We start from the raw sequence: 26,610 nt of genomic DNA, 5'->3' as shown, positions 1-26,610 counted from the left end.
TCGCTCGGGCGTTTTTTTGTCTGCAATAAACCGAATTAACAGGAAATCGCCCGTATGTTGGACGCCAATCTTAAAGCTCAGTTGAAGTCATACCTGGAACGGGTCACCCAGCCGATCGAGATCGTCGCCTCCCTCGACGACGGTGCGAAATCCCAGGAAATGCTTGCCCTTTTGCAAGACGTAACCAGCCTCACCACGCTGATTACCCTCAACACCGATGGCAATGATGCGCGCAAGCCGTCGTTCTCCATCAACCGCCCGGGTGCCGATATCAGCCTGCGTTTTGCCGGCATCCCAATGGGCCATGAATTCACTTCGCTGGTGCTGGCCCTGCTGCAAGTCGGTGGCCACCCGTCGAAGGCCAGTGTCGAAGTGATTGAACAGATTCGTGCCTTGAAAGGCGAGTTCAGCTTCGAGACCTACTTCTCGCTGTCGTGCCAGAACTGCCCTGACGTGGTTCAGGCGCTGAACCTGATGGCCGTGCTTAACCCGAACATCCGCCACGTCGCCATCGACGGCGCGCTGTTCCAGGCTGAAGTCGATGAGCGCCAGGTCATGGCGGTGCCCAGTGTGTACCTCAATGGCGTGAACTTCGGCCAGGGCCGTATGGGCCTGGAAGAAATCCTCGCCAAGCTCGACACCAGCGGTATCGAAAAGGCCGCCGAGAAAATCAGCGCCAAAGACGCCTTTGATGTACTTGTTGTGGGTGGTGGCCCGGCCGGTTCTGCTGCTGCCATTTACGCCGCACGTAAAGGCATTCGCACCGGTGTTGCGGCTGAGCGCTTCGGCGGCCAGGTGCTGGACACCATGTCCATCGAAAACTTCATCTCCGTGCAGGAGACCGAAGGGCCGAAACTGGCCAGCGCGTTGGAAGCCCACGTGCGTCAGTACGACGTGGACATCATGAACCTGCAACGTGCCAGCAGCCTGGTGCCGGCCAAAAACGCCGGTGACTTGCACGAAATTCGCTTTGAAAGCGGTGCGACCCTCAAGTCCAAAACCGTGATTCTGGCCACCGGGGCCCGCTGGCGCGAAATGGGTGTGCCGGGCGAGCAGGAATACAAGGCCCGCGGCGTGTGCTTCTGCCCGCATTGCGACGGCCCGTTGTTCAAGGGCAAGCGTGTGGCAGTGATCGGCGGTGGCAACTCCGGCGTTGAAGCGGCCATTGACCTGGCCGGTATCGTCAGCCACGTGACCTTGCTCGAGTTCGACAGCAAATTGCGCGCCGATGCCGTGTTGCAGCGCAAGCTACACAGCCTGCCGAACGTGGACGTGATCACCAGTGCGCTGACCAGTGAAGTCAAAGGCGACGGCCAGAAGGTCACCGGCCTGGCGTACAAGGATCGTGACAGCGGCGAGTTCAAGACCATCGACCTGGAAGGCATCTTTGTTCAGATTGGCTTGTTGCCCAACACCGACTGGCTCAAAGGCACGGTGGAATTGACCCCGCGCGGCGAGATCATCGTCGATGCGCGTGGCGAAACTTCACTGCCTGGCGTGTTTGCTGCCGGTGACGTGACGACCGTGCCGTACAAGCAGATCGTGATTGCGGTAGGCGAGGGCGCGAAGGCTTCGCTGAGTGCTTTTGATCACCTGATCCGCACGTCGGCACCGGCATAAATTCAGGTACCGCACATAAAAAACCCCATGAGTGATCATGGGGTTTTTTTCGCTTACAGCGGCGCTGGCTGAATAATCTCTACCCAGTAAGCATCCGGGTCTTTGATGAACGCCAGGCTTTTCATGCGGCCATCGCTCAGGCGCTTCTGGAAATCGCAGCCCAGCGCTTCAAAACGCTCACAGGCCGCGACGATATCCGGCACCGAAATGCAGATATGGCCAAAGCCACGCGGGTCGGTATTGCCGTTGTGGTAAGCGAAGTCGGCATCGTTTTCGGTGCCGTGGTTGTGGGTCAGTTCCAGGATGCCTGGGATCGACTTCATCCACTGCGTGCGCGCAGCGGCGTCGGCCGGGATCTGGGCCTTGTCCACCAGGGCCAGGAAATACAGGCTGAATTCGGCTTCAGGGAAGTCGCGTTTTTCAACCAGGGAAAAGCCCAGGACGCGGGTGTAGAAATCCAGCGACTTGGTGATGTCCTTGACCCGCAGCATGGTGTGGTTGAACACGAAGTTCGCGGTGGCGGTGTCAGGTTGGGCAGTGACGCCCGGGAAAGTGTTCAGATCGTGCAGGCTCATGGGCCCTCCAGAAAAAATGGGGCAAACGCGACTCGTGACTTGAGTGGTCCCTTGGCTTGCGGCCGGCATCCGTGCCGCACCGTCATGATACGCAAGCGTGGCCGGCCGAGCCAAATGAAAAAGGTCACTCAGCCCTTGCGAGTCAAGGGTGCCAGGCTCAAACTTCGACGCTTGAACCTTGGGTGTTTGTCTTGATGATTGAATTTCGTAAACCGCTGTTGAGCGCTGTCTGTATGTTGCTGAGCAGCCCCTTTGTGTTGGCGGCCGATCCGGAAATTCATTGGCCCAGTGGCTGGCAAGTCGAGGAAGTCGTACCCGACGACGCGCCGGCAAAACCTCAGGCGGTGTCCCGTCAGCGCGCCATCAAGAATGATGAAAACGGTAACACCTTGATGGTCATGGAGTTGACCGGCACACCGATTGAGGCAGGTCATAAAGTTAATCTTGAAGGTGTACTGCTGGAAATGCGCAAATCCATCCAGAAGGATTTTGCCGGCAGCGGTTATCAAAGCGTGTGCACAAAGATGCACACCAGCACATTGAGCCGTCTTGACGCGCTGGAAACTACTTGCGTGATTACCGAGAACGGCCGGCACATATTGTCACAAACATTGGTTGGCGCAGTTGATACCGATAAAGCCTATGTCTTTTCATTTGCCGGCCAGGCCCAAGCCTATGAAGCCAGTAAGGACGAAGTCAATTCGGTGCGTGATAGCCTTAAACTTTGAACGGGTTATCTCGCTGGTTTTTGAACAACGTGAGCCGTTAATCAAGTTCGTTTTCGAAGCAAAAAAAACCCCGCTTCCGCGGGGTTTTTTGTACGCGTCTTTCGATCAGCCGCGCAACCAGGAATCTACAGTGGCAGCGCCATACTGTTCTTTCCAGGCTTTCAGGCCGCGGTGATTGCCGCCTTTGGTTTCGATCAGTTCGCCGGTGTGCGGGTTGTGGTAAACCTTGACCACACGTGCGCGGCGCTGTTTTGGTGCGGCGGCGGCAGCGCTGGCTTTGCCAGGGTTAGGATCAAGGATCGAGATGATGTCGCGCAGGCCTTTGCCGTAGTGCTTCATCAGGCCTTGCAGCTTTTCTTCGAATTCGATTTCTTTTTTCAGGCCGGCGTCGTTCTTCAAGGATTCCAGCTGAGCCAGCTGCTCTTGAAGGGCTTTTTCTGCTGCGCGAAATTCGGCGAGTCTGGACAAAATCTGTACTCCAATAGTGTAGTTGGCTGATATCAACTGCAGATAAAGCGTGTAAGCCAAGAGCTTTAAGGTAACTCAAAGAAAGAGGCCTTTCTGCGAGTTCAGCACAGGCAGGAAAAATTGTAGTAGTTAATGCCGCACGAGTAAATCACGGCGTTACCTAAATAAGATTATTTCATCCGGCGCACTAGATGGCTGTTCAATGGCTGGCCAGCGACTTAATGAACTCTTCACCGGGTAACGGCCGACCGAACAGGTAGCCCTGCAGGAAATCCACACCTTGGGCCGCGAGGTATTCGCATTGCTCTGCTGTTTCCACGCCCTCGGCCACAATACCCAGGTCCAGCTTGCCGCTGAGTTCTATGATGCTGTCCAGAATATGCCGTGAGAGTGCGTCGGCGCCGATCATGGCGACAAAGCTTTGATCGATTTTCAAGTAATCGACATTGAAGTTGCGCAAGTAACCCAGGCTGGAATGGCCGGTGCCGAAGTCATCAATCGCGATCATCACCCCCAGTTGATGCAGGGCCTCGAACAGGCGGGCGGTGGTGTCGGTCGGCTGAATCAGCTCACGCTCGGTCAACTCCAGTACCAGCGTCACCTGGCCCGGGGCGAAGGCGGCGAGAAACTCCCGACAGTCCTGCACCAGATCCAGGTCCTGGCAGTGACTGGCGGTGATGTTCACGCCGATATGGAAGCCCGGGCTGAAGCGTCCGGCATGCGGGGCCAGTTGCGCAGCGGTCTGGCGGAGCAACGAGCGGGTCATCGGCACGATCAGGCCCGAATGTTCGGCCAGCGGGATAAACAGGTCAGGGCGAACCAGGCCTTCCTTTGGGTGCCGCCAGCGCATCAGCACTTCACAGCCGGCCCATTCGCGGGTGTCGCCACGCACCACTGGCTGGAAATACGGAATGAATTCATTGGCCCCCAGTGCCCGCTGCAACTCATGGGTCGGCGCGGATGAGCGCTTTTGCAGCCAGTGGGCCAACACGCCCGCCAGCACCCCAAAGAACACCAACAGACTGAACAGCGCCGGGTAACGCGCCTCCATGTACCGCCACACTTCACCGACGGGCATGCCGGCATCGACACTGTACGGGTAACGCTCAGAGGCCAGGTGCTGATGGGCCACCGCAAACTGCGGCATTGCAGTGGTGTGCACCTTGCCGTCAGCGTCCAGCCAGTTGGGCCCCACGTTCAGGATCAGGTGCGCGTAGCGGCTGATCAGGCGCAAGGCGTTGGTCAGGTGGTAGCCGTCAACCGAGGCAAATGCGGCTTTATCGCCATCGACCAGGCGGTAAACCAACAACGCGGTATCGGGCGTTACCGGATTGCCGTTCATCAACCACAGCCTGCCCGCTACGTAGTCGTCCGGGTTGACCGGTGACTGGTAGCTGCCGCCGAACAACGAGCTGCAATAGATGTTTTTTTGCCAGGACAAGGTGGTTGCCCGCACAAAAGGGCGCCGCGTGACCTGCTCGCGCAGGGCCAGTTGCGCGCCGTTGTCGCACGGTTGGCCGGCCAGCGGCAGCAATGTCTGGGCGGCGAGGGCGGTGTTGTCGAGCATTAAATCGAACTGGCGTACAGCCTCCTGCGCGGTTTGGGCGGTGCTTTGCTCAAGGGTGCGCTCGGCTTGCCAATGAAGAATCACAACCCCCAATAAAACGGGAATCAGGCCGCAGGCACTGGTGATGAACGCGCGTGCGGTTCGGCTTCGGGGGCCTTTGGCGGTGAGGGGCATAGAGGCAGCCAATATCGGAATAAAAAGACGGGTGTGTGCCGATGATAGTTGGCATTGCGCAGTGCCGCTCACTTGTTTGGTGCGACGTGACCTAGCCGTTCGGTCAGTTGTTGCGATTGTCTCAGCTTGGCAAGATAAACATCGTTGCAAAAAGTAAGAGACTTCGGAGTACCGACCCTTCCAGCCTCTCTCTCAGCCGTTTCAGCCCACTTCTGGCGGGACGGTCGACCCTCGTCTTTCAATTGTTGAAATTCGTTTCGTAACCCGTTAACGCGACTTGATAAGGAACTACCTGCAATGAATAACCTCCGACTGGCCGCTGCCTTCCTGGCCGCTACCGGCGTCGCCGCGCTGCCTGCTTTTGCCGCAGACGGTACCATCAGCCTGACCGGTGAAATCACCGGCACCACCTGCAGTATCAGTGGCGGGGCAGGCTCGGCGCCTGGCGCCAGCCCGAACTTCGCCGTGGTGCTCAACAAGGTCCAGGCCAGCACACTCAAGGCAAAAGGCCAGACGGCCGGCACCACCCCTTTTGTTGTGCGTGTGGGTGCGTGCCCCAAGGATACGACGGTGGCGGTGTTGTTCGAGAGCGGCAGCCCGGCGATCAACCCGGCTACCGGCAACTTGAAGAATCAAGCGCCGGCCAACCCCGTGCCTGCCAGCCTCGTTGAGGTGCAGATTGTCGACGGCACCACCCAAAAGCCTATGGACCTGCGCCTGGCGCTCAATTCGAGCAGCGCAAAAGTCCCCGAGAAGGGTGAGGTGTCGCTGCCGTTTGCCGCGCAGTACTTCGCCACCGGCGCCGCAACCCCAGGCCCGGTAAGCACGCAGGTGCTGTACTCCGTCACGTTCCCCTGATCAGGGCCCGGAGCCTGGCGGTTCGCCAGGCACTGGACAGCGCCTTGGAGGACCGCCCCATGTTTTCCCGACTCCTGTTCGCAATTGCCTTGCTGTTCGCCATTTCGGTGTGCAGCGGATGGCCATCCATTGCCCATGCCGGCGTAGTGATCGACGGTACGCGGCACATTTACCCGCAACAGCGTCGCGAAATCACCTTGCGCCTGACCAACGACGACGAACGCGCTCCGCGCCTGGTTCAGGTGTGGCTGGACCAGGGCGACCCAGCGTCAGACCCCTCTAACAGCGAGGTGCCTTTCAGCCTTTCGCCGCCGGTATTTCGCCTGAACCCACAGAAAAGCCAGGCCGTGCGCCTGGTCTACACCCAAGAGCCACTGCCGGCGGATCGGGAATCGTTGTTTTGGCTGAATGCGCTGGAGATCCCGCCCAAGGTCAACACCGAGGCCGATGCCGATGCCGATGATGCCCCGGCCAACCACCTGCAGTTCGCCTTTCGTATCCGTACCAAAGTGTTTTTTCGCCCCACCGATCTGCCCGGCAGCCCGAACGAAGCGCCCACGCAATTACGCTGGACCTTGCGCCGCAGTGCCCAGGGGGCGCTGCTGGAGGTACACAACCCATCGGCCTATCACGTGACATTCAACGAGGTGGCGTTGGCCATGGGCCCGCAAAAAGACGCGCCGCTGCTGCAGGCGCAAGAGGGCATGGTGCCGCCTGGCGGCAACCTGACCCTGACGGTGCGCGAGGCCGTACAGGCCATCCCCGCCGATGCGCAAGTGCATTTCAAATTCATCAATGACTACGGCACGTTTTCCGCGCCGCAGCGTGCTCCTCTGAAGTTCTGACTATGCCTGCCTTGTTGCCATTCACATTCTGCCAAGGCGCTGCCTGGCTGCTGTCCCACCCTCGACTGCTGTTGCTGTTTGGCTTGCTGAGCACGCTTGTGTTATCGGCCGAGGCGGCCCCGTTGTTGTTTGATCTGGAGGCCTTTACCAGCGGCATGTCCAGCGCGGCGGATCTCTCGCGCTTCAATACCGGCAGCGTGTTGACGCCTGGGGTTTATCGCGTTGACGTGATACTCAATGGGCAATCACTGGGCCGTCGCCCGATCACCTTCGTAAACGTGGACAAACAGAACGCTGCGCAACCCTGTGTGAGCGCGCAACAATTGGCCGAACTCGGGGTGGTACTGCGCAACGCGCCGAGGCAGCCGCCGAGGAGGATTGTCGCGATTTCGCCGCATGGATTCCCATGGCCAGCAGCCATGTCGATGTCGAGTCCCTGACCCTGGACGTGAGTATCCCGCAGGTCTACATCAGTCGCTCTGCTCGCGACTACGTTGACCCCGCCCAATGGGACCCAGGCATTGATGCCGCGCTGCTCAATTACATCTTCAGCGCCGCGGCGGTGACCTCGGGTGCGGGTGAAGATCGTGGTTACCTGGGCCTGGACGGCGGGGTCAACCTGGGTGACTGGCGGCTGCGCCACCAGGGCGGGCAAGCCTGGGCTTCGCGAAGCGGTCATTTGCCTTATCAAGCCACGGCCACCTACCTGCAACGCGCCGTTGCCGCCTGGCAGTCGCAACTGACCGTGGGCGACAGTTTCAGCAGCGGCCAGATCCTCGACGGCGTGCGCGTGCGCGGCATTACCCTGGCCACTGATAACCGGATGCTGGCGCCGTCGCAACAAGGCTATGCGCCCCAGGTGCGCGGCGTTGCCGACAGCAATGCCACGGTGACGGTGCGCCAGAACGGCTACACCCTTTACGAAACCACGGTGGCGCCCGGGCCTTTTGTGATCGATGATCTCTACCCCACGGGCTACGGTGGCGACCTCGACGTCAGTGTCACCGAGGTAGACGGGCGGCGCAGCACCTTTGTCGTGCCTTATTCGGTGGCCCCGCAGCTCTTGCGTTACGGCGCCACGCACTACAGCGCAACGGTGGGGCAGGTGCAGCAGCATGGCGTCAGCGATGCCAACGCCTCGGTGTTTCAAGGCACGCTGCAACATGGGCTGATCGATAGCCTCACCGTTTACGGGGGCGCCACCCTTTCCCAGGGTTATAGCCAAGGCAAGGCGGGCCTGGCGATCAGTACAGCCGTTGGCGCATTCGCCCTGGACACCACCTACTCGCGCACACAGGTGCAGGGGCAGGCGATAGCGCGCGGACAAAGCCTTGGCCTGGCCTATAACAAGAACCTGCCGTTGTCGGGAACGCATTTTGCGCTCGGCGCCTATCGCTTCTCGACCGCTGGCTACCTGAACCTGCCGGACGCCTTGAATGTGCGCGAACTGGGCCGTCACGGCGGGAACCTGGACAGCTATGCCCGGCAAAAAAGCCGCCTGGACCTGACGATCAGCCAGCAGTTGGGGGAGGGCACCCTGAGTGTGTATGGCAGCTCTACTGACTACTGGGCCGGGCAGCAAGGGCGCCAGACCTCGTTCACCGCCAGTTATGGGGCCAACTGGAAGTCACTGAGCTGGAACCTTTCGGCGCAGCGTTCGAGGATCAGCGAGCTGTATCGGGCGAGCGACCGTGAGCGCGCCGAGGATGTTTTCTTCGGCCGCTCGGCGCGCACCGAGCGCGTGGAGAATCACTGGGTACTGAGCCTCTCCATGCCATTGGGCGAGGGCACGCGCGCACCGACCCTGAGCAGTTCACTGTCGCGGGATGCGGGTGATTCGCGCGGCAGTCAGCAACAACTCGGCATCAATGGCTTGCTGGGGGAGAAGGCGCACACCCATTACGGTTTGGTCGGCAGTCGTGGCAGCGGCGATCACGGCGGTTCAAGTTTCAACGCTTACGCAGGCTATCGCAGTCACGCCGCCAACCTGCGCGGCGGCTATGGTCAGAGCCAGCGCAATGCACAAGTGTCCATGAGCGCCGACGGCGGCCTGATCGCCCACAGCGGTGGCATCACCCTGGCGCAAAACCTCGGTGAAGCGTCGGCGCTGGTGCATGCGCCGGGCGCCCAGGGCGCGCAGCTCGGCGGTTCCGGGGTGCGTATCAACAAGCAGGGTTACGGGGTCATGTCTTCTTTGCGGGCGTACCAGCCCAACGCCGTGGACATCGACCCGCAAGGCATGCCCATGGACGTGGATTTAAAGGAGTCGAACCGTTCCGTGGTGCCGACCCTGGGCGCAATATCGCTGGTCAAGTTCGAGACCGTCAGTGGCCGGGCGGTGGTGATCAAGGCCACCCACCCGAACGGCAAGCCCCTGCCGTTCGCAGCCCAGGTATTTGACGCACAAGGTCATGAAGTCGGGGTGGTCGGCCAGGCGGGCAAGGCCTTTGTACGCGGAGTTGCCGACCACGGCAGGCTGACCGTGCAGTGGGCTGAAGCGGCGGGTGAGCGGTGTTTTATCCATTACCGTTTGCCGCCCCGGGCACCCGACGAGCGTCAGCAAAACGCCGACCAACTGGCCAGCCAGTGCTCGCCCGACACCCTTGCACACGAGGAAAACAGCTGATGAACCGCACGCGCTGCCAACGGCCGGCCCTGCTTGTTGCACTGGCCTGCCTTGCACTATTGGTCACGGCAAACACCCAGGCCAATGCCCGCTGCGAGCCCGGCGCGCCCACGGTGTTTTCGCTGCCGCGTATCACTGTGCCCGCCAACCCGGCGGTCGGCCAGGTTCTGGGCAACCCGGACGGCTACCCCATTGAGGCACCGCACGGGCTGAGCTGCACCTATTCCAACCTGGTCATCCAATACTGGTCGAGCATCGACATCTCCCGCGATATTCGCTGGACCGGGCGCTATTTCGGGCATTCATCGCTGGCCATGCCGGTGTATGAAACCGGCGTGCCGGGGGTCGGCTTTGCATTTATGGCCCAGGACCGTGACGGCGGCCCGATGAAAATTGTGTCGACGGGTGTCACCGTACTGCGTGGCCCCCTGCATCCCGGCCTTTCCACCTGGGGCATGCGCGGGCGCTTGTTTTTTGTGGTGACCGGCGCGATCCAGGGCGGCTTTGTCACGCCGCGAACCTTCTCGGGCCTTAACCTGTACACCAACCCTACGTACCACGCCTTTAACTTTGGCAGCATCGAAATCGGCGAACCCAGTCGGCCCACCTGCAGTGTGTCGACCTCCACCGTGGCGATTGCCTTGGGGGCCGTCGAAAGCCGAGCCTTCAAGGGCATCAACAGCGTCGCCGGCAATGGCAGCGGGACGATCACTTTGCAATGCCCCGTCGGCAGCCCGGAGCAGTATGTGCGGGTGACATTGGTCGACCAGACGCAGCCGGCCAACCGCAGTGACCGGCTGTCGCTGACCGCCAGCTCCACCGCCAAGGGCGTGGCCTTGCAGGTAGTGTTTGGTGGTCGCGTGATCACTTATGGCCCTGTGACGGGCGCTCGTACTGCCGATCAACCCCTGGGCCGCGCTCGCGCCAATGGCACTTACCAAGTGCCGTTGACGGCTCACTACATCCAGACGGCCGCGACGATTGAACCCGGCACGGCCAATGGCCTGGCGACATTTACCCTGGTCTATCGGTGACCCACTTCTGCGCAAGCGCGAGAAAAGCCAGTGTGGCAGGCGAGGCCTGGCGGCGATCCAGCACCGCCAGGCCGATGCGGCGCGGCACGGGCGGCGATAACGGCCGCTCGACATAACGGCCGTCGGCGTGTTCGGGCAGCGATGCCTGCGCCACGATGCTCACGCCGTCGCCACGGCTGACGGCCGCCAGCGTGCTGAGCAATTGCGCGCAACGAAAACGCACGTTGGGCCGCAAACCGGCGACGCTGAACAAGCGCATCACCAGTTCCGAAGAGCCGGCTTCGGTGAGGATGAACGGGTCCTCGCAGAGTGCCTGTAACGGCACCGACGCGCTGGCAACCAGCGCATGGGTGGCCGGCAACAACGCGACCAGCTGATCCTCGAACAACGCCACGGTGTCGAAACGTTCACTGTCTGTTGGCGTGTCGGCAAGCACCACAAAACCCACGTCGACGCGCCGCTCGTCCAGCCACTGGATGACTTGCCGATCTGGCCCCTCGTCCACATGCACTTCAATGCCGGGGTAGGCCAGCCGGAAGTGGCTGAGGATTGTCGGCAGCAAGCGCACCGACGCAGTGGGGCCGAAGGAGCCGATGCGCAAGGTGCCACGCTTCATGCCGCGGGCGTCGGCGGCTTCCTGCTGTAAGGTCGCGGCCAGGCCGAGCATGGCACGGGCGCGGCCGAGTAATTGCGCGCCGATGTCGCTCAGCTCCACCAACGTCTGGTGGCGCCGAAACAATTCCACGCCCAGCTCCTGTTCCAAAGCCTTGACGGCATGGGACACCGCCGACTGGCTGATGCCCAGGCGGTGCGCCGCACTGGTGAAGCCTTGCAGCTCAGCCACCAGAGAAAAAATTTCCAGTTGGGTCAAGGTCATGAGTAAAGGCTCATTTTACGATTACTGATCATTAGTCGAAGAATATGCCCATCCTGTCGCCTGTCGAGCAACTGCTGATGCAACCTCCGTCTGATCGCCTCACCTACCTGAAGCTCGCCGCTGTGACCATGATCTGGGGCGGCACTTTTGTCGCCGGGCGCTACCTGGCCAATCAAGTTGACCCGCTGCTGGCCGCCAGCCTGCGGTTTATCCTGGCCAGCCTGGCGCTGCTGCTGTTTATGCTGTGTGCACGCATCCCGCTGGCGCGGCCACGTCCCCGGCAACTGCTGCGTCTGGCGGTGCTGGGGTTTTTCGGGATCTTTTTTTACAACCTGTGTTTTTTCTACGGCCTGCATTACATCAACGCCTCGCGCGCTTCGTTGATCGTGGCGTTGAATCCGGCGGTGATCGGCCTGGCTTCCTGGTGGTTGTTCAAAGAGCGCCTCGGCGCTGCCAAGGTGCTGGGTATCGCGTTGTGCCTGGCCGGCGCTGCGGTGGTGATCGTCAGTCGCAACCCGCAGTTGCTGCAAGGTGCATCGAGTACCTGGCAGGGCGACGTGCTGGTGTTTGGCTGTGTGCTGGGGTGGGGGATTTACTCGTTGTTTTCCCGCGCGTTGAATCAAAGCCTGGGGCCGTTGCAAACCGTCACCTGGTCAGTGCTGCTGGGCACCCTGATGCTGACGGTTGTCACCGCGCTCGCCGGGCGCTTCACGCTTGCCGGGCTTGGCAGCCTGCACCTGCCGCAGGTTGTGAGCCTGTTGTATTTGGGCGTGCTCGGCTCCGCGCTGGCGTACATCGGCTATTACGATAGCATCCGGCGTATCGGCGCGACCCGCGCAGGCGTGTTCATCGCGCTGAACCCGCTGACGGCGGTGATCTGCGGCGCGCTGCTGCTCGGCGAACAACTAACGTTACCCATGGCGCTCGGCGGCGCGGTGATCCTGTTGGGCATCTATTTGTGCAACAAACCCCTTGCGCCGCCCAGCGCAATAGGGATTTGATGAGAGTGCGGACAAATACTGTTACGCTGTGTAGAATCGATTTACGCATACAAGAATATGGACTTGCGCTCACGCAAGCCTCGGCCGTCAGAGACTGATGTAATCATGAAGCTACTCGGCTCCCCCCTGATCTTTGGTGACTTCCTCGCCCGCAGCGTGCGGGGTCTGTCGTGCGCGCCACCCTGCAACCTCATCCTTGCCTGTAATTGACTGCTTGCTACTTACAAGAATGATGAGGTGCCGAAATGGCCGACCAATACGAAAACCCAATGGGCCTGATGGGCTTTGAATTTATTGAATTCGCATCGCCGACTCCGGGCACCCTGGAGCCGATCTTCGAGATCATGGGTTTCACCAAAGTGGCGACCCACCGCTCCAAGAACGTGCACCTGTATCGCCAGGGCGAGATCAACCTGATCCTTAACAACCAGCCCGACAGCCTGGCGTCGTACTTTGCCGCCGAACACGGCCCCTCGGTGTGCGGCATGGCGTTCCGCGTCAAAGACTCGCAGCAAGCCTACAACCGCGCGTTGGAACTGGGCGCCCAGCCGATCCATATCGAAACCGGCCCGATGGAACTCAACCTGCCGGCCATCAAGGGCATCGGCGGTGCGCCGCTGTACCTGATCGACCGTTTTGGCGAAGGCAGCTCGATCTATGACATCGACTTCGTGTACCTCGAAGGCGTTGACCGCAACCCGGTAGGCGCGGGCCTCAAGGTCATCGACCACTTGACCCACAACGTGTACCGCGGCCGCATGGCCTACTGGGCCAACTTCTACGAGAAGCTGTTCAACTTCCGTGAAGCACGCTACTTCGATATCAAGGGCGAATACACCGGCCTTACGTCCAAGGCCATGAGTGCCCCGGACGGCATGATCCGCATCCCGCTGAACGAGGAATCGTCCAAAGGCGCCGGCCAGATCGAAGAGTTCCTGATGCAGTTCAACGGCGAAGGCATCCAGCACGTGGCGTTCCTCACCGAAGACCTGGTCAAGACCTGGGATGCGCTGAAGAAGATCGGCATGCGCTTCATGACCGCGCCGCCCGACACCTATTACGAAATGCTCGAAGGCCGCCTGCCCAACCACGGCGAACCGGTGGACCAACTGCAGGCGCGCGGTATTTTGCTGGACGGCTCCTCGATCGAGGGCGACAAGCGTCTGCTGCTGCAGATCTTCTCGGAAACCCTGATGGGGCCGGTGTTCTTCGAATTCATCCAGCGCAAAGGCGACGATGGGTTTGGCGAGGGCAACTTCAAGGCACTGTTCGAGTCGATCGAGCGTGACCAGGTACGTCGCGGTGTACTGACCACCGACTAAGCGTCAAGCAACAAAAAAGCCCGGCCGAGAAGGTTCTCAGCCGGGCTTTTTAGTGCCTGCACATTTTAAGCTTTACGCTGACGCACCAAATGTTTGAAGCCTTCATACACCAGCACCATCACGGCCAGCCAGATCGGGATATACGTCAGCCACTGCCCGCCCTTGATGCCTTCGCCCAACAACAAGGCGACAAAGAGCAGTAACACTGGCTCCACATAGCTGAGCAACCCGAACAGGCTAAAGGCCAATAAACGGCTGGCGATGATGTAGCTCACCAGCGCCGAAGCACTGATCAAACCCAGCATCGGAATCAACGCATACAGCTTGGGGTACACATCGAGCACGGCAAAACCTTGTTCGCCGTGCTGCACAAACCACCAGGCCACCGGCAACATCAGCGCCATGTCCAGCCACAAGCCACCCAGGTGATCAGTGTGCAGGTATTTACGCACCACGAAGTACACCGGGTAACCGATGATCACCACCAGGGTCGCCCAGGAAAAACCACCGGCCTGGTACAGCTCATTGAGCACCCCAAGCGCGGCAAAAAATACCGCAATTTGCTGCAAACGCGACAAGCGTTCGCCGTACACCAGGCGCCCGGTCAGCACCATGGTCAGCGGCAACAGGAAATAGCCCACCGACACATCCAGGCTGCGCCCATTCAGAGGCGCCCACATAAACAACCACAATTGCACGCCCAGCAGGGCCGACGACAGCAACACGCCGCCGATCAATCGCGGTTTGGCCGCAAGCATTCGCAGCAACTCCCACACGCGTCGCCATTCACCGCTGACAATCATGAACACAGTCATACACGGCACGGTCAGCAGCATGCGCCAACCAAAAATCTCCAGGCCGCTCAAGGGCGTTAGCAGCGAGGTGAAGTAATACATCACGGCAAACAACACCGAGGCCAAGACCGATAAAACAACACCTTTAGACACACTGTCCTCGCGAAACTGTCTGATACAAAAAGAAGGGGAATTTCAGAAGGTGATTATGGTGCTTTTAGCGAGAGGCGGTTGCGCTGTTTAGGGGCGTTTTGCAGAAATTTACTCACGAGCAGGGCTTCGCTTGAAACGGTGGCGAGCAGGTTTACCTGCTCGCCACAAGGGCAGGGTGAGCGGTTTTTATCTGCTACGAGCGCGCAACGCGCCCCGAGACAAAATGGCTCACATCATTAAACCCCGGCGTAGACGAATGCCCCGGCGTCACCAGCGAGTCAATAAACGCCTCATCTTCTGCCGTGATGTTCACGTCCAGCGCCCCGGTGTATGCATCCCACTGCGCCTCGGTACGCGGCCCGACAATCGCCGAACTCACCGCCGAGTTGTTCAGCACCCAGGCAATCGCAAACTCGACAATCCCCACGCCACGCCCTTGGGTGTACTGCTGAATCTGCTGGGCGATGCGCAGCGACTCCACCCGCCATTCGGTTTCCAGGATGCGTTTGTCCTGGCGCGCCGCACGGCTGCCGGCTTCGGGTGTCACGTCGGGCGCGTACTTGCCGCTGAGTACCCCACGCGCCAATGGGCTGTAAGGCACCACGCCCAAGCCATAGGCGGCGGCTGCGGTGATCTGCTCGACCTCAGCCTGACGGTTGACGATGTTGTACAGCGGCTGGCTGATGATGGGTTGATCCACACCCAAACGCTCGGCCACGCGCATCACTTCGGCGATACGCCAGCCCCGGTAGTTGGACAGGCCCCAGTAGCGGATCTTGCCTTGGCGGATCAGGTCGCCAATCGCTGACACGGTGACCTCCAGCGGCGTGTCGTGGTCCTCACGGTGCAGGTAATAGATGTCCAGGTAATCGGTATCCAGGCGTGTCAGGCTGGCTTCCAACGCATTGAACATGCGCTTGCGGCTCAAGCCACTGCGGTTGGGCAAACCGTCTGCCGGGCCGAAACCGACTTTGGACGCCACCACCCAGTCCGCCCGATGGCGGGTGATCGCTTCGCCGACGATTTCCTCGGAGCGCCCGCCGGTGTAGACGTCGGCCGTGTCGATAAAATTGATGCCCTGGTCCCAGGCCTTGTCGATGATGCGCAGCGAGTCTTCCGTGTTGGTCTGCTCGCCAAACATCATGGTGCCCAGGGTCAGTGCGCTGACCTTCAACCCGGACTGGCCCAATGTGCGGTAAATCATGCAAAGCTCCTCGTGGCAGGGAAACGTTACCCATGCAATACCAGACTCGGCAGCTCTGGAACAAGCCCTGCGCGTGTTTCTTCATGGATTCAGCAAGGCCTGGCAACGCTGCTGTAAAAAGCCATGCAGCACTTTCACCCGTTCCGACACTTGCAGGCGGTGTGGGCACATCAGGTTGAACGGCGTGGGCTCGCCTTGCCAGTCGGGCAGCAACGGCACCAGCCGCCCGGCCTTGATATCGCCGGCAATATCGAGGTTGGCCTTATACGCGATGCCGTGGCCTGCCAGCGCCCAGCGCCGCACGATTTCACCGTCATCGCTCAGGTAGTCGCCCGACACCTCGACCTCCTGCAGCAAGGCGCCTTGGCGAAAGTACCAGGTGCTATTCGCCTGCCCACGGCGCATGTAGCGCAGCGTACTGTGCTGCGCCAGGTCAGCCGGCGTGCGCGGTGTGCCATGGCGCGCCAGGTAGTCGGGGCTGGCGCAGGGGATGCGACGGTGGCCAGGCACCACAGGCAACGCCACCAGGCTGGAATCCCTTGGCACACCAAAGCGCAGGGCGATGTCGACGGTGTCACGAAACAAATCCGCGTTGCTGTCGTTGAGCAGCAACTGCAGGCGGATAGCCGGGTGTTCGAGCTTGAACTCATCCAGCCAGCCCAGCAGTACGTTACGGCCAAAGTCCGAAGGTGCCGCCAGTTGCAATAACCCACTCAAGCTCTGGCCTTGTTGCTTGATCGCCTGTTCACCTTCGGCCAGCGCTTCGAGGGCCACCCTCACGCTGTCCAGGTAGCGTCGGCCTTCTTCGGTCAGACGCATGCTGCGCGTCGAGCGGGCGAGCAAGCGGATGCCCAACCGGGTTTCCAGGCGCTTGAGCGCAATACTTGCCGCCGCCGGGGTGAGGTTGAGGCTGCGCGCCGCCGCCGACAGGCTGCCGGTGTCGGCGGTACGCACGAACACTTCAAGGTCCAGGGTCGAGCTCATTTGTAAAAATCCTTTAAAGATCTTGTCGTTTTACCGGGATTTTTCGCCGATTGCCAAGCTGAGAAGATCAACGCTCACTTTCTTAGCCAGGTAGCAACCCCATGACATCTTCCCTCAGCGGTAAAACCGTCATCGTGATCGGCGGCAGCAGCGGCATCGGTGCCGCCGTGGCCAAGGCCGCCACCGCCCGTGGCGCACACGTGGTGCTGGCCGGGCGCCGTTTGACCTCCGGGGCGGACAATGGCGTACGCAGCGAACCCGTCGACGTAACAGACAGCGCTTCGTTGCGACGGTTGTTCGAAACGGTCGGGCGCTTTGACCATTTGGTGTACACCTCTGGCCCGTCGGTGCGGGCCAAACCGCTGATCGAGACGGACCTGGACGAGGCCCAGGACAATTTCAACGTGAAACTCTGGGGCGCATTGCGCGCGATTCAGCAAGCGCTGCCGTTTTTGGCAGAGCATGGCAGTATCAGCCTGACCTCGGGCCAACTGGGTCGTAAGTTGATGGCGGGTCAGTTCATCAAGACGGGTATCAATGCTGCAACTGAAGCGTTGGGCAAGCAGCTTGCCAAAGAGTTGGCGCCACGTCGGGTCAATGTGATCAGCCCGGGCGTGATTGATACACCGGCTTATGCAGGGTTGGCAGAAGAACAACGCCTGGCGATGTTCGCCAAGGCCGGTATGGCATTACCGGTGGGCCGAGTCGGGCAGGCAGAGGAGGTGGCGGCGGGGTATGTGCTGGCGATGGAAAATGGTTTTGTAACGGGCGCGGTCATCGATATCGACGGCGGCGGCCTGTTGTAAACACTGGATAGAAATGTGGGAGCTGCTTGTGTGGGAGCTGGCTTGCCTGCGATGGCATCAACTCGGTGCACCTGACACACCGAGGTGTCTGCATCGCAGGCAAGCCAGCTCCCACACAAGCCAGCCCCACAGTGTGCGCTATACCTTCAAGGTACGCGTCATGCGCAACGCCAACACACTGCCGGCCACAATTACCGCCGCCAGCAGGTACAACGCCATGTCTGTGGACCCGGTGGCATCCTTCACAAAGCCGACGATATACGGGCTCAGGAACCCGGCCATCTGGCCCATGGAGTTGATCAGCGCCAAGCCGCCAGCCGCCGCACCCGCACTGAGCAGGGCGGTGGGCACCGGCCAGAACATCGGCAGGCCGGTAAGCGCGCCCATGGTGGCGATGGTCAGGCCGAGAATGGCAAGGGCAGGGGTGGTGGCGAAGTTCACCGCAATCACCAGGCCAATCGCGCCCATCAACATCGGTACCACCAGGTGCCAGCGACGTTCCTTGCGCAAATCGGCGGAGCGGCCCACCAGCAGCATGAACACGGCGGCCAGCAGGTAAGGGATCGCACTCAGCCAGCCAATCACCAGGTTATCGCTGAAGCCCAGGTTCTTGATGATCGATGGCAGCCAGAAGTTGATGGCGTACACGCCGCTCTGGATGCAGAAGTAGATCAGCCCGAACGCCCAGATCGCCGGGTTCTTGAACACCTCGCCGAGCGAATCGGTGGTGGTTTTCGGCTTGTTGGCCAAATCCGTCGCCTGATCGGCTTCCAGCACCGCACGCTCACGGGGCGTGAGCCACTTGGCGTTGGCAAAGCTGTCGCTGAGCAGGAAGTAGGCGAGGGCGCCGAGTATCACGGTGGGGATACCTTGCAGCAGGAACATCCACTGCCAGCCCGCCAGGCCGCCCTGGCCTGCGGCGAAGTGGTTGAGGATCCAGCCGGAAAACGGGCTGCCCAGCAGGCCGGACACTGGAATGGCCGACATGAACAACGCCATGATCCGCCCACGGCGAAAGGTCGGGAACCACTGCGAGAGGTACAGCACCACGCCGGGGAAGAACCCGGCTTCTGCGGCGCCGGTCAGCAGGCGCAAGCCGTAGAAGTGGCTGGGGGTGGTGACGAACAGCAGGCACGTGGAAAGCGTGCCCCAGACAATCATCATCAGCGCAATCCAGCGCCGTGGGCCGAATTTGGTCAGCGCCAGATTGCTCGGCACGCCGCACAGCACGTAGCCGATAAAGAAGATCCCGGCACCGAGGCCGTACACCGTCTCGCTGAATTTCAACGCATCGAGCATCTGCAACTTGGCAAAGCCAACGTTCACCCGGTCAAGGTAGTTGAACAAGTAGCAGATAAAAATGAAGGGGATCAGGCGCAGGGTAATGCGCTTGTAGATGGCGTTTTTATCGTCATCGGTGGCCAGTGTGGCAGCGGCGCTCTGTGACATGGCAGTCTCTCTTTATTATGATTTTTCGCGATGCGAGGGTAACGTTGATCGCCCAAAGAGTCTCGGCCACCTTGTTGGGTGCTGTCTTTGTGCCTGTGCACTGTCAAGCGGGCTTTGCGCTGTGCCTCTGAACAACGGCATGAACAAGAGCATGAACAACAACATGAACAACACCATGAACAACCACGCCTTTAAAGGAACTCAGCCCCATGTTCGAGCTGGATCATGACCTGGCGCAGGATATCGTCAATCGCACCATGGCGATCCTGCCCTATAACGTCAATGTCATGGACAGTCAGGGCCTGATTCTCGGCAGTGGCGAACCGGAACGAATCAACACCCGGCATGAAGGCGCGCAGTTGGTGTTGGCCAACGGCAGGGTGGTGGAAATCGATGGCCAGACCGCCAAACACCTGAAAGGCGTGCAGCCCGGCATCAATTTGCCGTTGATGCACGACCAGCGCCTGATCGGCGTGCTGGGCATCACCGGCGAGCCTGAGTTGTTGCGCACCTACGCGCAACTGGTGCGCATGACGGCCGAAATGCTGGTCAGCCATCGGCATCAACAAGCCGAGCAACAGTGGCGGCGCCAACGCTGTGATGACCTGCTGGCCTTGCTGCTGGCCGACAGCGGTGACTCACCGCGCCTGGTCGATGAAGCCCGGCAGTTGGGGCTCAAACCCCAGCTGGCCCGCACACCGTACCTGTTCGAACTGGGTGCAGGCCAATCAGCGGAGGCCTTGGGTAACTGGCTGAGCAGCCGATTCCCGGACAGCTGGTGCGTCAGTTCTGCACAGTTTTCCTTACTGTGGTGCAGGCCTGCGGCGGCCCAAGTGGATAACCCAAAGCTGCTGGAAAAGCTTCAGGGCCTGGGCTGGAAGGTCTTGCGCGTGGCGGTGGGCGGGCAGGCCGATGGCCTGGCCGGGTTGCGCCGTTGTTACCGCCGTGTCACAGACTTGCTGGCCTATGGTCGCGATATCCTGCCGCAATCGCAGCTGTTGACCCTCAATCGCTATCGCCTGCCGGTGATGCTCTGGCGCCACCGCAACAACGACGCCTTGGACGAATTGCTCAACCCCTTGCGCAAAGTCCTGGCCAAGGACGCCAATGGCCAGTTATTGGCTACTTTGCGCAGTTGGTGTGAACACGACGGCCAAAGCCAGGCTTGTGCCGATGCCCTGGGCATTCATCGCAACAGCCTGCGTTACCGCATGGAGCGCATTGCCGAACTCAGTGGTGTCGACCCGCTGAAACTCGACGGCATGCTCGCGCTGTACCTCGGCGTACAGCTATTGCCCCAGGCTTTGTCGGAATGAACAACAAACCTCACCGGCACTTGTGCATCGGACCGGCGTCATTGCCGATGGCAACTGGCAGCATGGGCGTTATAAAAACCGGAGAAAGCCCATGAAAATCATCATCGCCCCCGACTCATTCAAGGACAGCCTGAGTGCCGAAGGCGTTGCCCAGGCGATTGCCGACGGGCTCGTTCAGGTATGGCCGGATGCGCAGTTAATCCAGTGCCCAATGGCCGACGGCGGTGAGGGCACGGTAGATGCGGTACTCGCCGCCTGCAACGGCGAACTGCGTCGCGAAACGGTGCGCGGGCCCTTGGGTGAGGCAGTCGAAGCACGCTGGGGTTGGCTTGCAGACAGTCACACCGCAATGATCGAAATGGCCGAAGCCAGCGGCTTGCAACGCGTACCGACTGGCCAGCGTGATGCGTGCATCAGCAGCACATTCGGCACTGGCGAGCTGATCCGCGCAGCCCTGGATGCCGGTGCGCAGCGCATCATTCTGGCGATCGGCGGCAGCGCCACCAACGACGGTGGGGCAGGCGCGATGCAGGCGCTCGGCGTGCAGTTGTTCAACGCCCAGGAACAGGCCCTTGCACCGGGCGGCCTGGCCTTGGCAGAGCTGACGCGCATTAGCCTGGAGCACTTGGACCCGCGCTTGGCCCAGGTGCGTTTTGAAATTGCGGCCGACGTGAATAACCCGCTGTGCGGGCCGCACGGCGCGTCCGCCATTTTTGGCCCGCAAAAAGGCGCTGACCCACAGCAAGTCGAACAACTTGACGCGGCGCTCGGGCACTTTGCCGATCACTGTGCCCAGGTTCTGCCCAAAGACGTACGCGATGAGCCGGGCAGCGGCGCGGCTGGCGGTCTGGGTTTTGCCGCCAAGGCCTTTCTCGGGGCGCAGTTCCGTGCAGGCGTAGAGGTGGTCGCCGAGTTGGTGGGCCTGGACGCGGCCGTGCGTGGAGCGGACCTGGTGATCACCGGTGAAGGCCGCTTCGATGCCCAGACCTTGCGTGGCAAAACACCTTTTGGTGTGGCACGGATTGCTCAGCGTCATGGCGTGCCGGTCATCGTGATCGCCGGCACCTTGGGCGAAGGCTATGAGCACATGTACGCCCATGGTGTGGACGCCGCGTTCGCCTTGCCTTGCGGCCCCATGAGCCTGGAGCAGGCGTGCAGCGAGGCACCGCGTTTGCTGCGTGAGCGCGCGGTGGACATTGCGCGGGTATGGCGCACAGCGCTCGGCCAGCGTGGCTGACAGGCGCCTCATGTAGCTGGTTGTTCTTGTGTGGGAGCTGGCTTGCCTGCGATGGCATCAACTCGGTGTACCTGATGTACCGAGGTGTCTGCATCGCAGGCAAGCCAGCTCCCACAGAAAAGCAGCTCTTCAGTGTATTCAGATAGGCTTTTGCTTTGCACTTGATCTGGCTTTTGATTCAACCACTCAGGTCGGCTTTCAGGCCGCCGTGCTGTAGATTTTGATCTTGATCTGCTTTTGATCTGAGGCGCCCCGTTAACCACGATGGCCGAACGCAGGCTTGAATCCGTGGGTAACCCGGCAGGACGCCGGGTTAGCCGCGCTGGGCCAAGGATGGCCCATCGCGGCGGCCCACGGATTCAAGCCGGAGTGAGGGCACACCGAGCCAGAGCGAGGTGCCGAGTGGTGGGGCACAGACCTTTTGGTTACTTTTGGGGCGTTTGCCAAAAGTGACCCGCCGTAAGGGCGGAACCATAAGCGGCCGTGACCGCAGAAATGGATATGTACACCGACAAACCGCCACAACCGTCAGCCCCTAGCCAGCATGCAGCCTCGGCCCCTACACTGGCCGGCCACTTGTCTTTCAAAGGATGAAGCACAATGCACGCACCTGAACCCCATATCGTGATCCAGCGCTTTACCGAAGCCCACCTTGAAGGCGTCGCTGCGCTCTATAACGACCCGGCCGTGTGCCGTCAGGTGCTGCAAATGCCTTATCAGTCGGTGGAGGCGTGGCGCAACAAGCTGGCACTCGATAATGAGCGGCGGCTACAGCTGGTGGCGGTGCATGGTGGCGAAGTGATTGGCCAGCTTGGCCTTGAACAGACCCTGCGCGTGCGGCGCAGCCATGTCGGCTCATTCGGTATGGGCGTGGCCACGGCCTGGCAGGGCAAAGGCGTGGGGTCGCGGCTTTTGACCGCCGCGTTGGAGGTGGCCGACAACTGGATGAACCTGCACCGCGTGGAACTCACGGTGTATGCCGACAATCAAGCCGCGCAAGGCCTGTACAAAAAGTTTGGCTTCGAGGTTGAAGGCCTGCTGCGCGATTACGCCCTGCGTGACGGCCAGTTTGTCGATACCTTGAGCATGGCGCGCCTGCGCCAGTCGGCTTAATCCTGCAGTGCAAACGCCACCGCAGCCTGCGCATGCAGCTCGGTGGTGTCCAGCAGCGGCAGGTGGCTGTGCTGCGGCTTGATCAGCAGGCCGATTTCCGTACAGCCCAGGATGATCGCCTGGGCACCTCGCGCCGCCAGTGATTCGATCACACGTTGGTAGACCTGGCGTGAAGCCTCGCTGATCACCCCGACACATAATTGCTCATAGATGATGCGGTGTACGGCCTGGCGCTCGTGTGTTTCTGGCACCAGCACGGTCAAGCCCTGCGCGGCCAGGCGGGATTTGAGAAAGTCCTGTTCCATGGTGAATGCAGTGCCGAGCAAACCCACGGTCAACGTACCGGCGTCGACCGCCGCCGCACCCGCGGCGTCGGCAATATGCAGGAATGGAATCGACACCGCCGCTTCGATACGCGGCGCCACCAAATGCATGGTGTTGGTACACAGCACCACACAGTCCGCGCCGCCAGCCTGCAGGCGGCGCGCGGCGTCTTCAAGGATCAGCGCGGTGTCGTCCCAACGCCCGGCATGCTGAGCCTGCTCCACCGGGCCGAAGTCCACGCTGTACATCAACAGTTGCGCCGAGCGCAGCGGCCCGAGTTGGTCACGCACGCGCTGGTTGATGATGCGGTAATACTCGGCGCTGGACTCCCAGCTCATGCCGCCGATAAGGCCGATGGTGCGCATGCGATACTCCGGACAAGGAAGGTTGCTTCACCTTACCCATCGGCCACGCATTAGTCATATGCAGTTGCCGGCGAAATCACCGGTGCAGTTTCGCGGGCGTTAATCATACGGCCGGCCGCCGCATCTGCCATGATCATGCCTCGCAACCTGGCTCACCCAAGGAAACTGGCAATGGACGATATACAACAACTGGGCGAGATGCTTCGTCATTACGCCGACAGCGAAGCGCATAAAAAACAGCAATTTGATCTGCAGTCGGCGCGCTGGGCACACAAGCTGGGTGAGCTGTTCGGGCACATTGAGCAGTGGCTGGAGCCGGTCAAGCGCGTCGGTTTGCTTGAAGTCCAACGTGAAGCTTATGTCGCCAGCGGCCCTGGCCTGCCGGCCGAGAGTTCGACCTTCAAGACCGAGAAGCTCACCGTGCATATCACTGGCAAGGCCGTGGAATTTGTGCCGGAAGTGATGGGGGCAGGCGGCTCGATAGCCGTGTCGGTAATGGGCTTGACCGCCGCGCGACACGGCAGTGTGTCACTGGTGCTGCCGGCGGACAAAAACGATTGGCTGTGGAAGAAAACCAACGGTTTGAAAGACCCGGACACCTTTGCCTTCGATGCCAACTTCCTGGCCGCGCAGCTGCAGAGCCTGATTCCACGTGACCGGGGCTGATCGCATAAGGTCGACCTGCGCGCTGGCCGGAGCCAGCCGCGCCCGCTGGGCTGGCAGAGCATTGCCAGGTTGAGATTGGCTTCAGCGCGTTTTTTCCAGGATTGGCTATACCTACAGTTCAGTGTCTCGACGATGACTGCCAGGGAGCTCAATGATGAAATCAAGGCTAATAACCAGCACGCTGTGCGTTGCAATCGCAATGGTCGGCTGTGCCAGCAAGGTAACGCAACCGGACGAGTATTCAGGCTTTCTCTCGGACTACAGCCAACTCAGAGAGGCGAAGTCGCCTTCAGGGACCGAGGTGATGCGCTGGGTTGACCCCGACCTGAACCTGAATAACTACACGGCAGTGTTCATTGAACCGACGCAGTTCTACCCCAAACCCCAAGCCACCGCGAAAATTCCCGACAGCACCCTCAACGGCATCAACACCTATTACAACCAGGCGCTCAAGCGTGAGCTGGCCAAGTCGCTGCCGCTGGCCAACGCGCCGGGCCCAGGTGTGATCGTGGTGCGCGCGGCCATTACCGCCGTCAGCAGCAAGACGGAAAGCCTCAAGCCCTACGAGTACGTGCCTGTGGCACTGCTGGCAGCTGCAGTGAGCACCGGCACCGGCATTCGTGACCAGGAAACCACCCTGGGCACCGAGGCGCAGTTCCTCGACGGTGGCAGCGCAAAAGTGATTGCCCAGGTGGTGCGCAAAGGCACCGGCAAGCCGTTGTCCAACGACTCGCAGGTGATGAAGGCCGATGACGTGAAAAGCGTGATAGACGGCTGGGCGTCGGACTTGCATCAGTCCTTTGTGAAGCTCAAAAAGCCCTGAGAACTGACTGTGGCAAGGGCGCAAGCTCCCTCGCCACTGGTTTCAGTCGTGCACGTGATGCTCCCATGTCGGCCTGATGTCTTGAGGCGCGTACCGGAGCATCACTTAAGCGGTGTCAGTGGCGGCAGCTTACATTGACCATTGCCCACCTCGGGCTTGGGCAGGTAAATCCGCAGCACGGCGTAAAACGGACCGGGTGGGGCCGGCAACCAGTTGCTCTGTTCGGCTTTTGGCGGCTCGTGGTGCTGCAAGGCCAGGGTCAGGCCGCCGTCGGCGTCCCGCTTGAGGTTGGGCAGCATCGCTGAGTTGATCAGGTAGCGCTTTTTGAGGTTGGGCGCCAACAGTTTGGTCTTGGCGTCGTACATGGTCAGCGACCAGAACGCTTCGGCCGGTGGCAGTTGGTCCTTGGCAAAATGTACGGTGTAGCTGTGACGTGCGCCGTTGGCCGGTTTACCTTCGCTGTCGACGAAGTAGGTCATGTAGATGGCTTCGTCGGTGGAGTTGCCGAAAATACCCAGGTTGGCGCCGGCGTAGCGGTACAGGTAGTTGTTTTTCAGGCGGTCACGGCTGCCGAACAGGTCGCTGCTGGTGACTTGGTGGGTATCGACTTTGTCTTTCTTGAACGCGGCAAACTCGGCGCGGCCGTCGGCGATCCCTTCTTCCAGGGCTTTGCGCTGTTCAGCGGTCAGGTCCTTGACCTTGAAGGGCGCACCGGGGGCGATACCAATCTTGGCAAAGCGCGCCATCAGGTCTTTTTCGCTGTCCTGGGGCGCGGCAAAGGCCAGCATGAAGTTCAGGTAGCGAAACAGCTGCGGGCCTTCGGTCATGGTTGCCATGGGTTTGGGCCATTCGATCTTCGCCACTTTGGCCGGCGCAGGCTGCTTCACGTAGGCACTCAGCGGCTGCACTTTGTAGCCATTCTGGATCTGCTTGACCTTGTTCAGGTCCTTTTCATCAAACAGCTGCGTGCGGTACAGCGCATAGGCGATATTGCTTTCGCTGTAGATCACGCGGTCGACGTCGACAGGCTGCTGACCTTTCCAGTCGGGCCCGGCGATCATGTAGTGGCCACCATTGTTGCCGGTGCTGCGGGTGCCCAGGTAGGCGATGTTCTGGGTGTAGAGGTCGATCAACTGCACCGAGTAGTAACGGTTGTCGTCGATTTTGGGCAGGGTCAGTACCAGCGGCTCTTTGCGCAGGTCCATCCATACGAAGGAGTAGGGCGTGTCCGCGTTCGGGGTGACGAAGGCGGTGTCCCTGGGCGTGAACACCTGGGCGGTATTGCCGATATGGTTGAACGGCGCCTTGTAGTTGGCACCGCCCTTGTCGACGGCCTGGGTGTAGAGCGTCTTGTACATCTCTACTACCGGGTAGCCATACAGGTAGGCTTCCTTGGCAATGGCCCGGGCTTCAGTCGGGGTCGCCGTAAAGTCGGCCCAGGCGCCGGTGCTCATGAGTATCGAGAGGCTCGCCAACAGCAGGCGCGTCGGTTTTCCAATCATGTTGTTGCGTCCTTCCTGAGTGCTTTATAGAGGGCGTGGGATCAAAGCGCCGAGTTTCCTGTTTTATTGGCCGAACGTCACGTTAATCCCTGCAAACAACGTGAACTGAGGTCATCCATCCCGGTCACCGGCAAGCGAACTGCAGCTAGCTGCCCGAAGAAACTAGTTTGTTCGTGTGG

The 26,610-nt window shown here is 60.6% G+C and carries 24 protein-coding genes and 1 pseudogene; 15 read left to right on the top strand and 10 right to left on the bottom strand.

Translation table 11 applies throughout. From position 1 onward, the window contains the following. Window positions 1-54 precede the first annotated feature (54 nt). Window positions 55-1,620 (top strand): alkyl hydroperoxide reductase subunit F, encoded by a 1,566-nt coding sequence (gene ahpF / locus PSH96_RS14615; protein ID WP_305453563.1) that lies wholly within the window; start codon window positions 55-57, stop codon window positions 1,618-1,620. A gap of 53 nt (window positions 1,621-1,673) precedes the next feature. On the opposite strand, the gene gloA is transcribed toward ahpF, so the two are convergent. Then, window positions 1,674-2,195: a lactoylglutathione lyase gene (gene gloA, locus PSH96_RS14610; protein WP_078742582.1), complete on the bottom strand. Its 522-nt coding sequence runs from the start codon at window positions 2,193-2,195 to the stop codon at window positions 1,674-1,676. A 194-nt stretch (window positions 2,196-2,389) separates the two neighbouring features. On the opposite strand from gloA, the gene PSH96_RS14605 reads away from it, so the two are divergent. Next, on the top strand, window positions 2,390-2,923 hold the full coding sequence (locus PSH96_RS14605; protein WP_305453562.1) for a DUF4946 domain-containing protein: 534 nt from the start codon (window positions 2,390-2,392) through the stop codon (window positions 2,921-2,923). A 105-nt stretch (window positions 2,924-3,028) separates the two neighbouring features. Here PSH96_RS14605 and PSH96_RS14600 read toward each other — a convergent pair whose 3' ends face one another. Together PSH96_RS14600 and PSH96_RS14595 are read right to left on the bottom strand one after the other, a co-directional pair. Further along, window positions 3,029-3,391 carry a histone-like nucleoid-structuring protein, MvaT/MvaU family gene (locus PSH96_RS14600; protein ID WP_065929983.1) on the bottom strand — a complete coding sequence of 121 codons (363 nt, stop codon included), beginning with the start codon at window positions 3,389-3,391 and terminating at the stop codon, window positions 3,029-3,031. A gap of 199 nt (window positions 3,392-3,590) precedes the next feature. Continuing rightward, the gene (locus PSH96_RS14595; protein WP_305453559.1) at window positions 3,591-5,132 is read right to left on the bottom strand and encodes an EAL domain-containing protein; all 1,542 of its coding nucleotides are present in this window, start codon (window positions 5,130-5,132) and stop codon (window positions 3,591-3,593) included. Between the two features lie 297 nt (window positions 5,133-5,429). Here PSH96_RS14595 and PSH96_RS14590 point away from each other — a divergent pair, with 297 nt between their 5' ends. From PSH96_RS14590 to PSH96_RS14570, 5 genes and pseudogenes are all read left to right on the top strand, one after another. Continuing rightward, complete coding sequence (locus PSH96_RS14590; RefSeq protein ID WP_305453558.1) at window positions 5,430-5,990, top strand: fimbrial protein; 561 nt, start codon at window positions 5,430-5,432, stop codon at window positions 5,988-5,990. A gap of 59 nt (window positions 5,991-6,049) precedes the next feature. Next, a complete protein-coding gene (locus tag PSH96_RS14585) occupies window positions 6,050-6,835 on the top strand; it encodes a molecular chaperone (RefSeq protein WP_305453556.1) in 786 nt (261 codons plus the stop codon). Window positions 6,836-6,837: 2 nt separating this feature from the next. Further along, window positions 6,838-9,092 (top strand): annotated as a pseudogene (locus PSH96_RS14575) (fimbria/pilus outer membrane usher protein); the annotation flags it as partial. Beyond that, on the top strand, window positions 9,075-9,461 hold the full coding sequence (locus PSH96_RS29585) for a FimD/PapC C-terminal domain-containing protein (protein WP_370694364.1): 387 nt from the start codon (window positions 9,075-9,077) through the stop codon (window positions 9,459-9,461). The pseudogene PSH96_RS14575 and the gene PSH96_RS29585, both read left to right, overlap by 18 nt. Then, window positions 9,461-10,495 carry a fimbrial protein gene (locus tag PSH96_RS14570; RefSeq protein WP_305453553.1) on the top strand — a complete coding sequence of 345 codons (1,035 nt, stop codon included), beginning with the start codon at window positions 9,461-9,463 and terminating at the stop codon, window positions 10,493-10,495. The genes PSH96_RS29585 and PSH96_RS14570 overlap by 1 nt, the downstream gene beginning before the upstream one ends. Here the strand turns inward: PSH96_RS14570 and PSH96_RS14565 are convergent. Further along, window positions 10,476-11,372: a LysR family transcriptional regulator gene (locus tag PSH96_RS14565; protein ID WP_305453552.1), complete on the bottom strand. Its 897-nt coding sequence runs from the start codon at window positions 11,370-11,372 to the stop codon at window positions 10,476-10,478. The two genes, PSH96_RS14570 and PSH96_RS14565, sit on opposite strands and share 20 nt — an antisense overlap. A 77-nt stretch (window positions 11,373-11,449) precedes the next feature. On the opposite strand from PSH96_RS14565, the gene PSH96_RS14560 reads away from it, so the two are divergent. Beyond that, the gene (locus PSH96_RS14560) at window positions 11,450-12,373 is read left to right on the top strand and encodes a DMT family transporter (RefSeq protein WP_305460070.1); all 924 of its coding nucleotides are present in this window, start codon (window positions 11,450-11,452) and stop codon (window positions 12,371-12,373) included. A gap of 245 nt (window positions 12,374-12,618) precedes the next feature. Beyond that, window positions 12,619-13,695: a 4-hydroxyphenylpyruvate dioxygenase gene (gene hppD, locus PSH96_RS14555; RefSeq protein ID WP_099489136.1), complete on the top strand. Its 1,077-nt coding sequence runs from the start codon at window positions 12,619-12,621 to the stop codon at window positions 13,693-13,695. Between the two features lie 65 nt (window positions 13,696-13,760). Here hppD and rarD read toward each other — a convergent pair whose 3' ends face one another. The 3 genes from rarD to PSH96_RS14540 all read right to left on the bottom strand — a co-directional run bounded on the left by rarD (window position 13,761) and on the right by PSH96_RS14540 (window position 16,830). Continuing rightward, on the bottom strand, window positions 13,761-14,642 hold the full coding sequence (rarD, locus tag PSH96_RS14550) for an EamA family transporter RarD (protein WP_305453551.1): 882 nt from the start codon (window positions 14,640-14,642) through the stop codon (window positions 13,761-13,763). Between the two features lie 193 nt (window positions 14,643-14,835). Then, window positions 14,836-15,846, bottom strand: a complete 1,011-nt coding sequence (locus tag PSH96_RS14545; RefSeq protein WP_305453550.1) for an aldo/keto reductase — start codon at window positions 15,844-15,846, stop codon at window positions 14,836-14,838. An 81-nt stretch (window positions 15,847-15,927) separates the two neighbouring features. After that, window positions 15,928-16,830, bottom strand: a complete 903-nt coding sequence (locus PSH96_RS14540) for a LysR family transcriptional regulator (protein ID WP_305453548.1) — start codon at window positions 16,828-16,830, stop codon at window positions 15,928-15,930. A 101-nt stretch (window positions 16,831-16,931) separates the two neighbouring features. Here PSH96_RS14540 and PSH96_RS14535 point away from each other — a divergent pair, with 101 nt between their 5' ends. Continuing rightward, window positions 16,932-17,636 (top strand): SDR family oxidoreductase, encoded by a 705-nt coding sequence (locus PSH96_RS14535; protein WP_305459955.1) that lies wholly within the window; start codon window positions 16,932-16,934, stop codon window positions 17,634-17,636. A 138-nt stretch (window positions 17,637-17,774) separates the two neighbouring features. Here the strand turns inward: PSH96_RS14535 and PSH96_RS14530 are convergent, their stop codons facing one another. After that, window positions 17,775-19,085, bottom strand: a complete 1,311-nt coding sequence (locus PSH96_RS14530; protein WP_305459953.1) for an MFS transporter — start codon at window positions 19,083-19,085, stop codon at window positions 17,775-17,777. A gap of 209 nt (window positions 19,086-19,294) precedes the next feature. Between PSH96_RS14530 and PSH96_RS14525 the strand changes: the two genes are divergently transcribed. The 3 genes from PSH96_RS14525 (at window position 19,295) to PSH96_RS14515 (ending at window position 22,751) form a co-directional block, all read left to right on the top strand. Further along, on the top strand, window positions 19,295-20,401 hold the full coding sequence (locus PSH96_RS14525; protein ID WP_305459951.1) for a sugar diacid recognition domain-containing protein: 1,107 nt from the start codon (window positions 19,295-19,297) through the stop codon (window positions 20,399-20,401). A 91-nt stretch (window positions 20,402-20,492) separates the two neighbouring features. Further along, the gene (locus PSH96_RS14520) at window positions 20,493-21,638 is read left to right on the top strand and encodes a glycerate kinase (protein ID WP_305459949.1); all 1,146 of its coding nucleotides are present in this window, start codon (window positions 20,493-20,495) and stop codon (window positions 21,636-21,638) included. A gap of 600 nt (window positions 21,639-22,238) precedes the next feature. Continuing rightward, on the top strand, window positions 22,239-22,751 hold the full coding sequence (locus tag PSH96_RS14515; protein WP_305459947.1) for a GNAT family N-acetyltransferase: 513 nt from the start codon (window positions 22,239-22,241) through the stop codon (window positions 22,749-22,751). Here PSH96_RS14515 and PSH96_RS14510 read toward each other — a convergent pair. After that, a complete protein-coding gene (locus tag PSH96_RS14510; RefSeq protein WP_305459946.1) occupies window positions 22,748-23,440 on the bottom strand; it encodes an aspartate/glutamate racemase family protein in 693 nt (230 codons plus the stop codon). The two genes, PSH96_RS14515 and PSH96_RS14510, sit on opposite strands and share 4 nt — an antisense overlap. A gap of 171 nt (window positions 23,441-23,611) precedes the next feature. On the opposite strand from PSH96_RS14510, the gene PSH96_RS14505 reads away from it, so the two are divergent. Both PSH96_RS14505 and PSH96_RS14500 read left to right on the top strand, forming a co-directional pair. Beyond that, a complete protein-coding gene (locus tag PSH96_RS14505) occupies window positions 23,612-24,106 on the top strand; it encodes a hypothetical protein (protein WP_305459944.1) in 495 nt (164 codons plus the stop codon). 154 nt (window positions 24,107-24,260) lie between these two features. After that, window positions 24,261-24,929 carry a DUF3313 domain-containing protein gene (locus PSH96_RS14500; RefSeq protein WP_305459942.1) on the top strand — a complete coding sequence of 223 codons (669 nt, stop codon included), beginning with the start codon at window positions 24,261-24,263 and terminating at the stop codon, window positions 24,927-24,929. 101 nt (window positions 24,930-25,030) lie between these two features. Here the strand turns inward: PSH96_RS14500 and PSH96_RS14495 are convergent, their stop codons facing one another. Further along, complete coding sequence (locus PSH96_RS14495) at window positions 25,031-26,431, bottom strand: DUF1254 domain-containing protein (protein ID WP_305459940.1); 1,401 nt, start codon at window positions 26,429-26,431, stop codon at window positions 25,031-25,033. Window positions 26,432-26,610: the final 179 nt, after the last annotated feature.

The sequence above is a fragment of the Pseudomonas sp. FP2338 genome (assembly GCF_030687515.1).
GTDB classification, from domain to species: domain Bacteria; phylum Pseudomonadota; class Gammaproteobacteria; order Pseudomonadales; family Pseudomonadaceae; genus Aquipseudomonas; species Aquipseudomonas salomonii.
Note: the sequence above shows the minus strand (reverse complement) of the source record. Positions and strands in the feature narration are given on the sequence as shown.

Bases quoted from the DNA above. Each gene is read 5' to 3' on its own strand.
- ahpF (WP_305453563.1), top strand. From the start codon at position 55: ATGTTGGACGCCAATCTTAAAGCTCAGTTGAAGTCATACCTGGAACGG.
- PSH96_RS14525 (WP_305459951.1), top strand. From the start codon at position 19,295: ATGTTCGAGCTGGATCATGACCTGGCGCAGGATATCGTCAATCGCACC.
- PSH96_RS14530 (WP_305459953.1), bottom strand. From the start codon at position 19,085: ATGTCACAGAGCGCCGCTGCCACACTGGCCACCGATGACGATAAAAAC.
- hppD (WP_099489136.1), top strand. From the start codon at position 12,619: ATGGCCGACCAATACGAAAACCCAATGGGCCTGATGGGCTTTGAATTT.
- PSH96_RS29585 (WP_370694364.1), top strand. From the start codon at position 9,075: ATGCCCATGGACGTGGATTTAAAGGAGTCGAACCGTTCCGTGGTGCCG.
- PSH96_RS14585 (WP_305453556.1), top strand. From the start codon at position 6,050: ATGTTTTCCCGACTCCTGTTCGCAATTGCCTTGCTGTTCGCCATTTCG.
- PSH96_RS14570 (WP_305453553.1), top strand. From the start codon at position 9,461: ATGAACCGCACGCGCTGCCAACGGCCGGCCCTGCTTGTTGCACTGGCC.
- PSH96_RS14545 (WP_305453550.1), bottom strand. From the start codon at position 15,846: ATGATTTACCGCACATTGGGCCAGTCCGGGTTGAAGGTCAGCGCACTG.
- PSH96_RS14590 (WP_305453558.1), top strand. From the start codon at position 5,430: ATGAATAACCTCCGACTGGCCGCTGCCTTCCTGGCCGCTACCGGCGTC.
- PSH96_RS14540 (WP_305453548.1), bottom strand. From the start codon at position 16,830: ATGAGCTCGACCCTGGACCTTGAAGTGTTCGTGCGTACCGCCGACACC.
- PSH96_RS14560 (WP_305460070.1), top strand. From the start codon at position 11,450: ATGCAACCTCCGTCTGATCGCCTCACCTACCTGAAGCTCGCCGCTGTG.
- PSH96_RS14495 (WP_305459940.1), bottom strand. From the start codon at position 26,431: ATGATTGGAAAACCGACGCGCCTGCTGTTGGCGAGCCTCTCGATACTC.
- PSH96_RS14535 (WP_305459955.1), top strand. From the start codon at position 16,932: ATGACATCTTCCCTCAGCGGTAAAACCGTCATCGTGATCGGCGGCAGC.
- PSH96_RS14505 (WP_305459944.1), top strand. From the start codon at position 23,612: ATGGACGATATACAACAACTGGGCGAGATGCTTCGTCATTACGCCGAC.
- PSH96_RS14510 (WP_305459946.1), bottom strand. From the start codon at position 23,440: ATGCGCACCATCGGCCTTATCGGCGGCATGAGCTGGGAGTCCAGCGCC.
- PSH96_RS14565 (WP_305453552.1), bottom strand. From the start codon at position 11,372: ATGACCTTGACCCAACTGGAAATTTTTTCTCTGGTGGCTGAGCTGCAA.
- PSH96_RS14500 (WP_305459942.1), top strand. From the start codon at position 24,261: ATGAAATCAAGGCTAATAACCAGCACGCTGTGCGTTGCAATCGCAATG.
- PSH96_RS14595 (WP_305453559.1), bottom strand. From the start codon at position 5,132: ATGCCCCTCACCGCCAAAGGCCCCCGAAGCCGAACCGCACGCGCGTTC.
- PSH96_RS14515 (WP_305459947.1), top strand. From the start codon at position 22,239: ATGCACGCACCTGAACCCCATATCGTGATCCAGCGCTTTACCGAAGCC.
- gloA (WP_078742582.1), bottom strand. From the start codon at position 2,195: ATGAGCCTGCACGATCTGAACACTTTCCCGGGCGTCACTGCCCAACCT.
- PSH96_RS14605 (WP_305453562.1), top strand. From the start codon at position 2,390: ATGATTGAATTTCGTAAACCGCTGTTGAGCGCTGTCTGTATGTTGCTG.
- PSH96_RS14520 (WP_305459949.1), top strand. From the start codon at position 20,493: ATGAAAATCATCATCGCCCCCGACTCATTCAAGGACAGCCTGAGTGCC.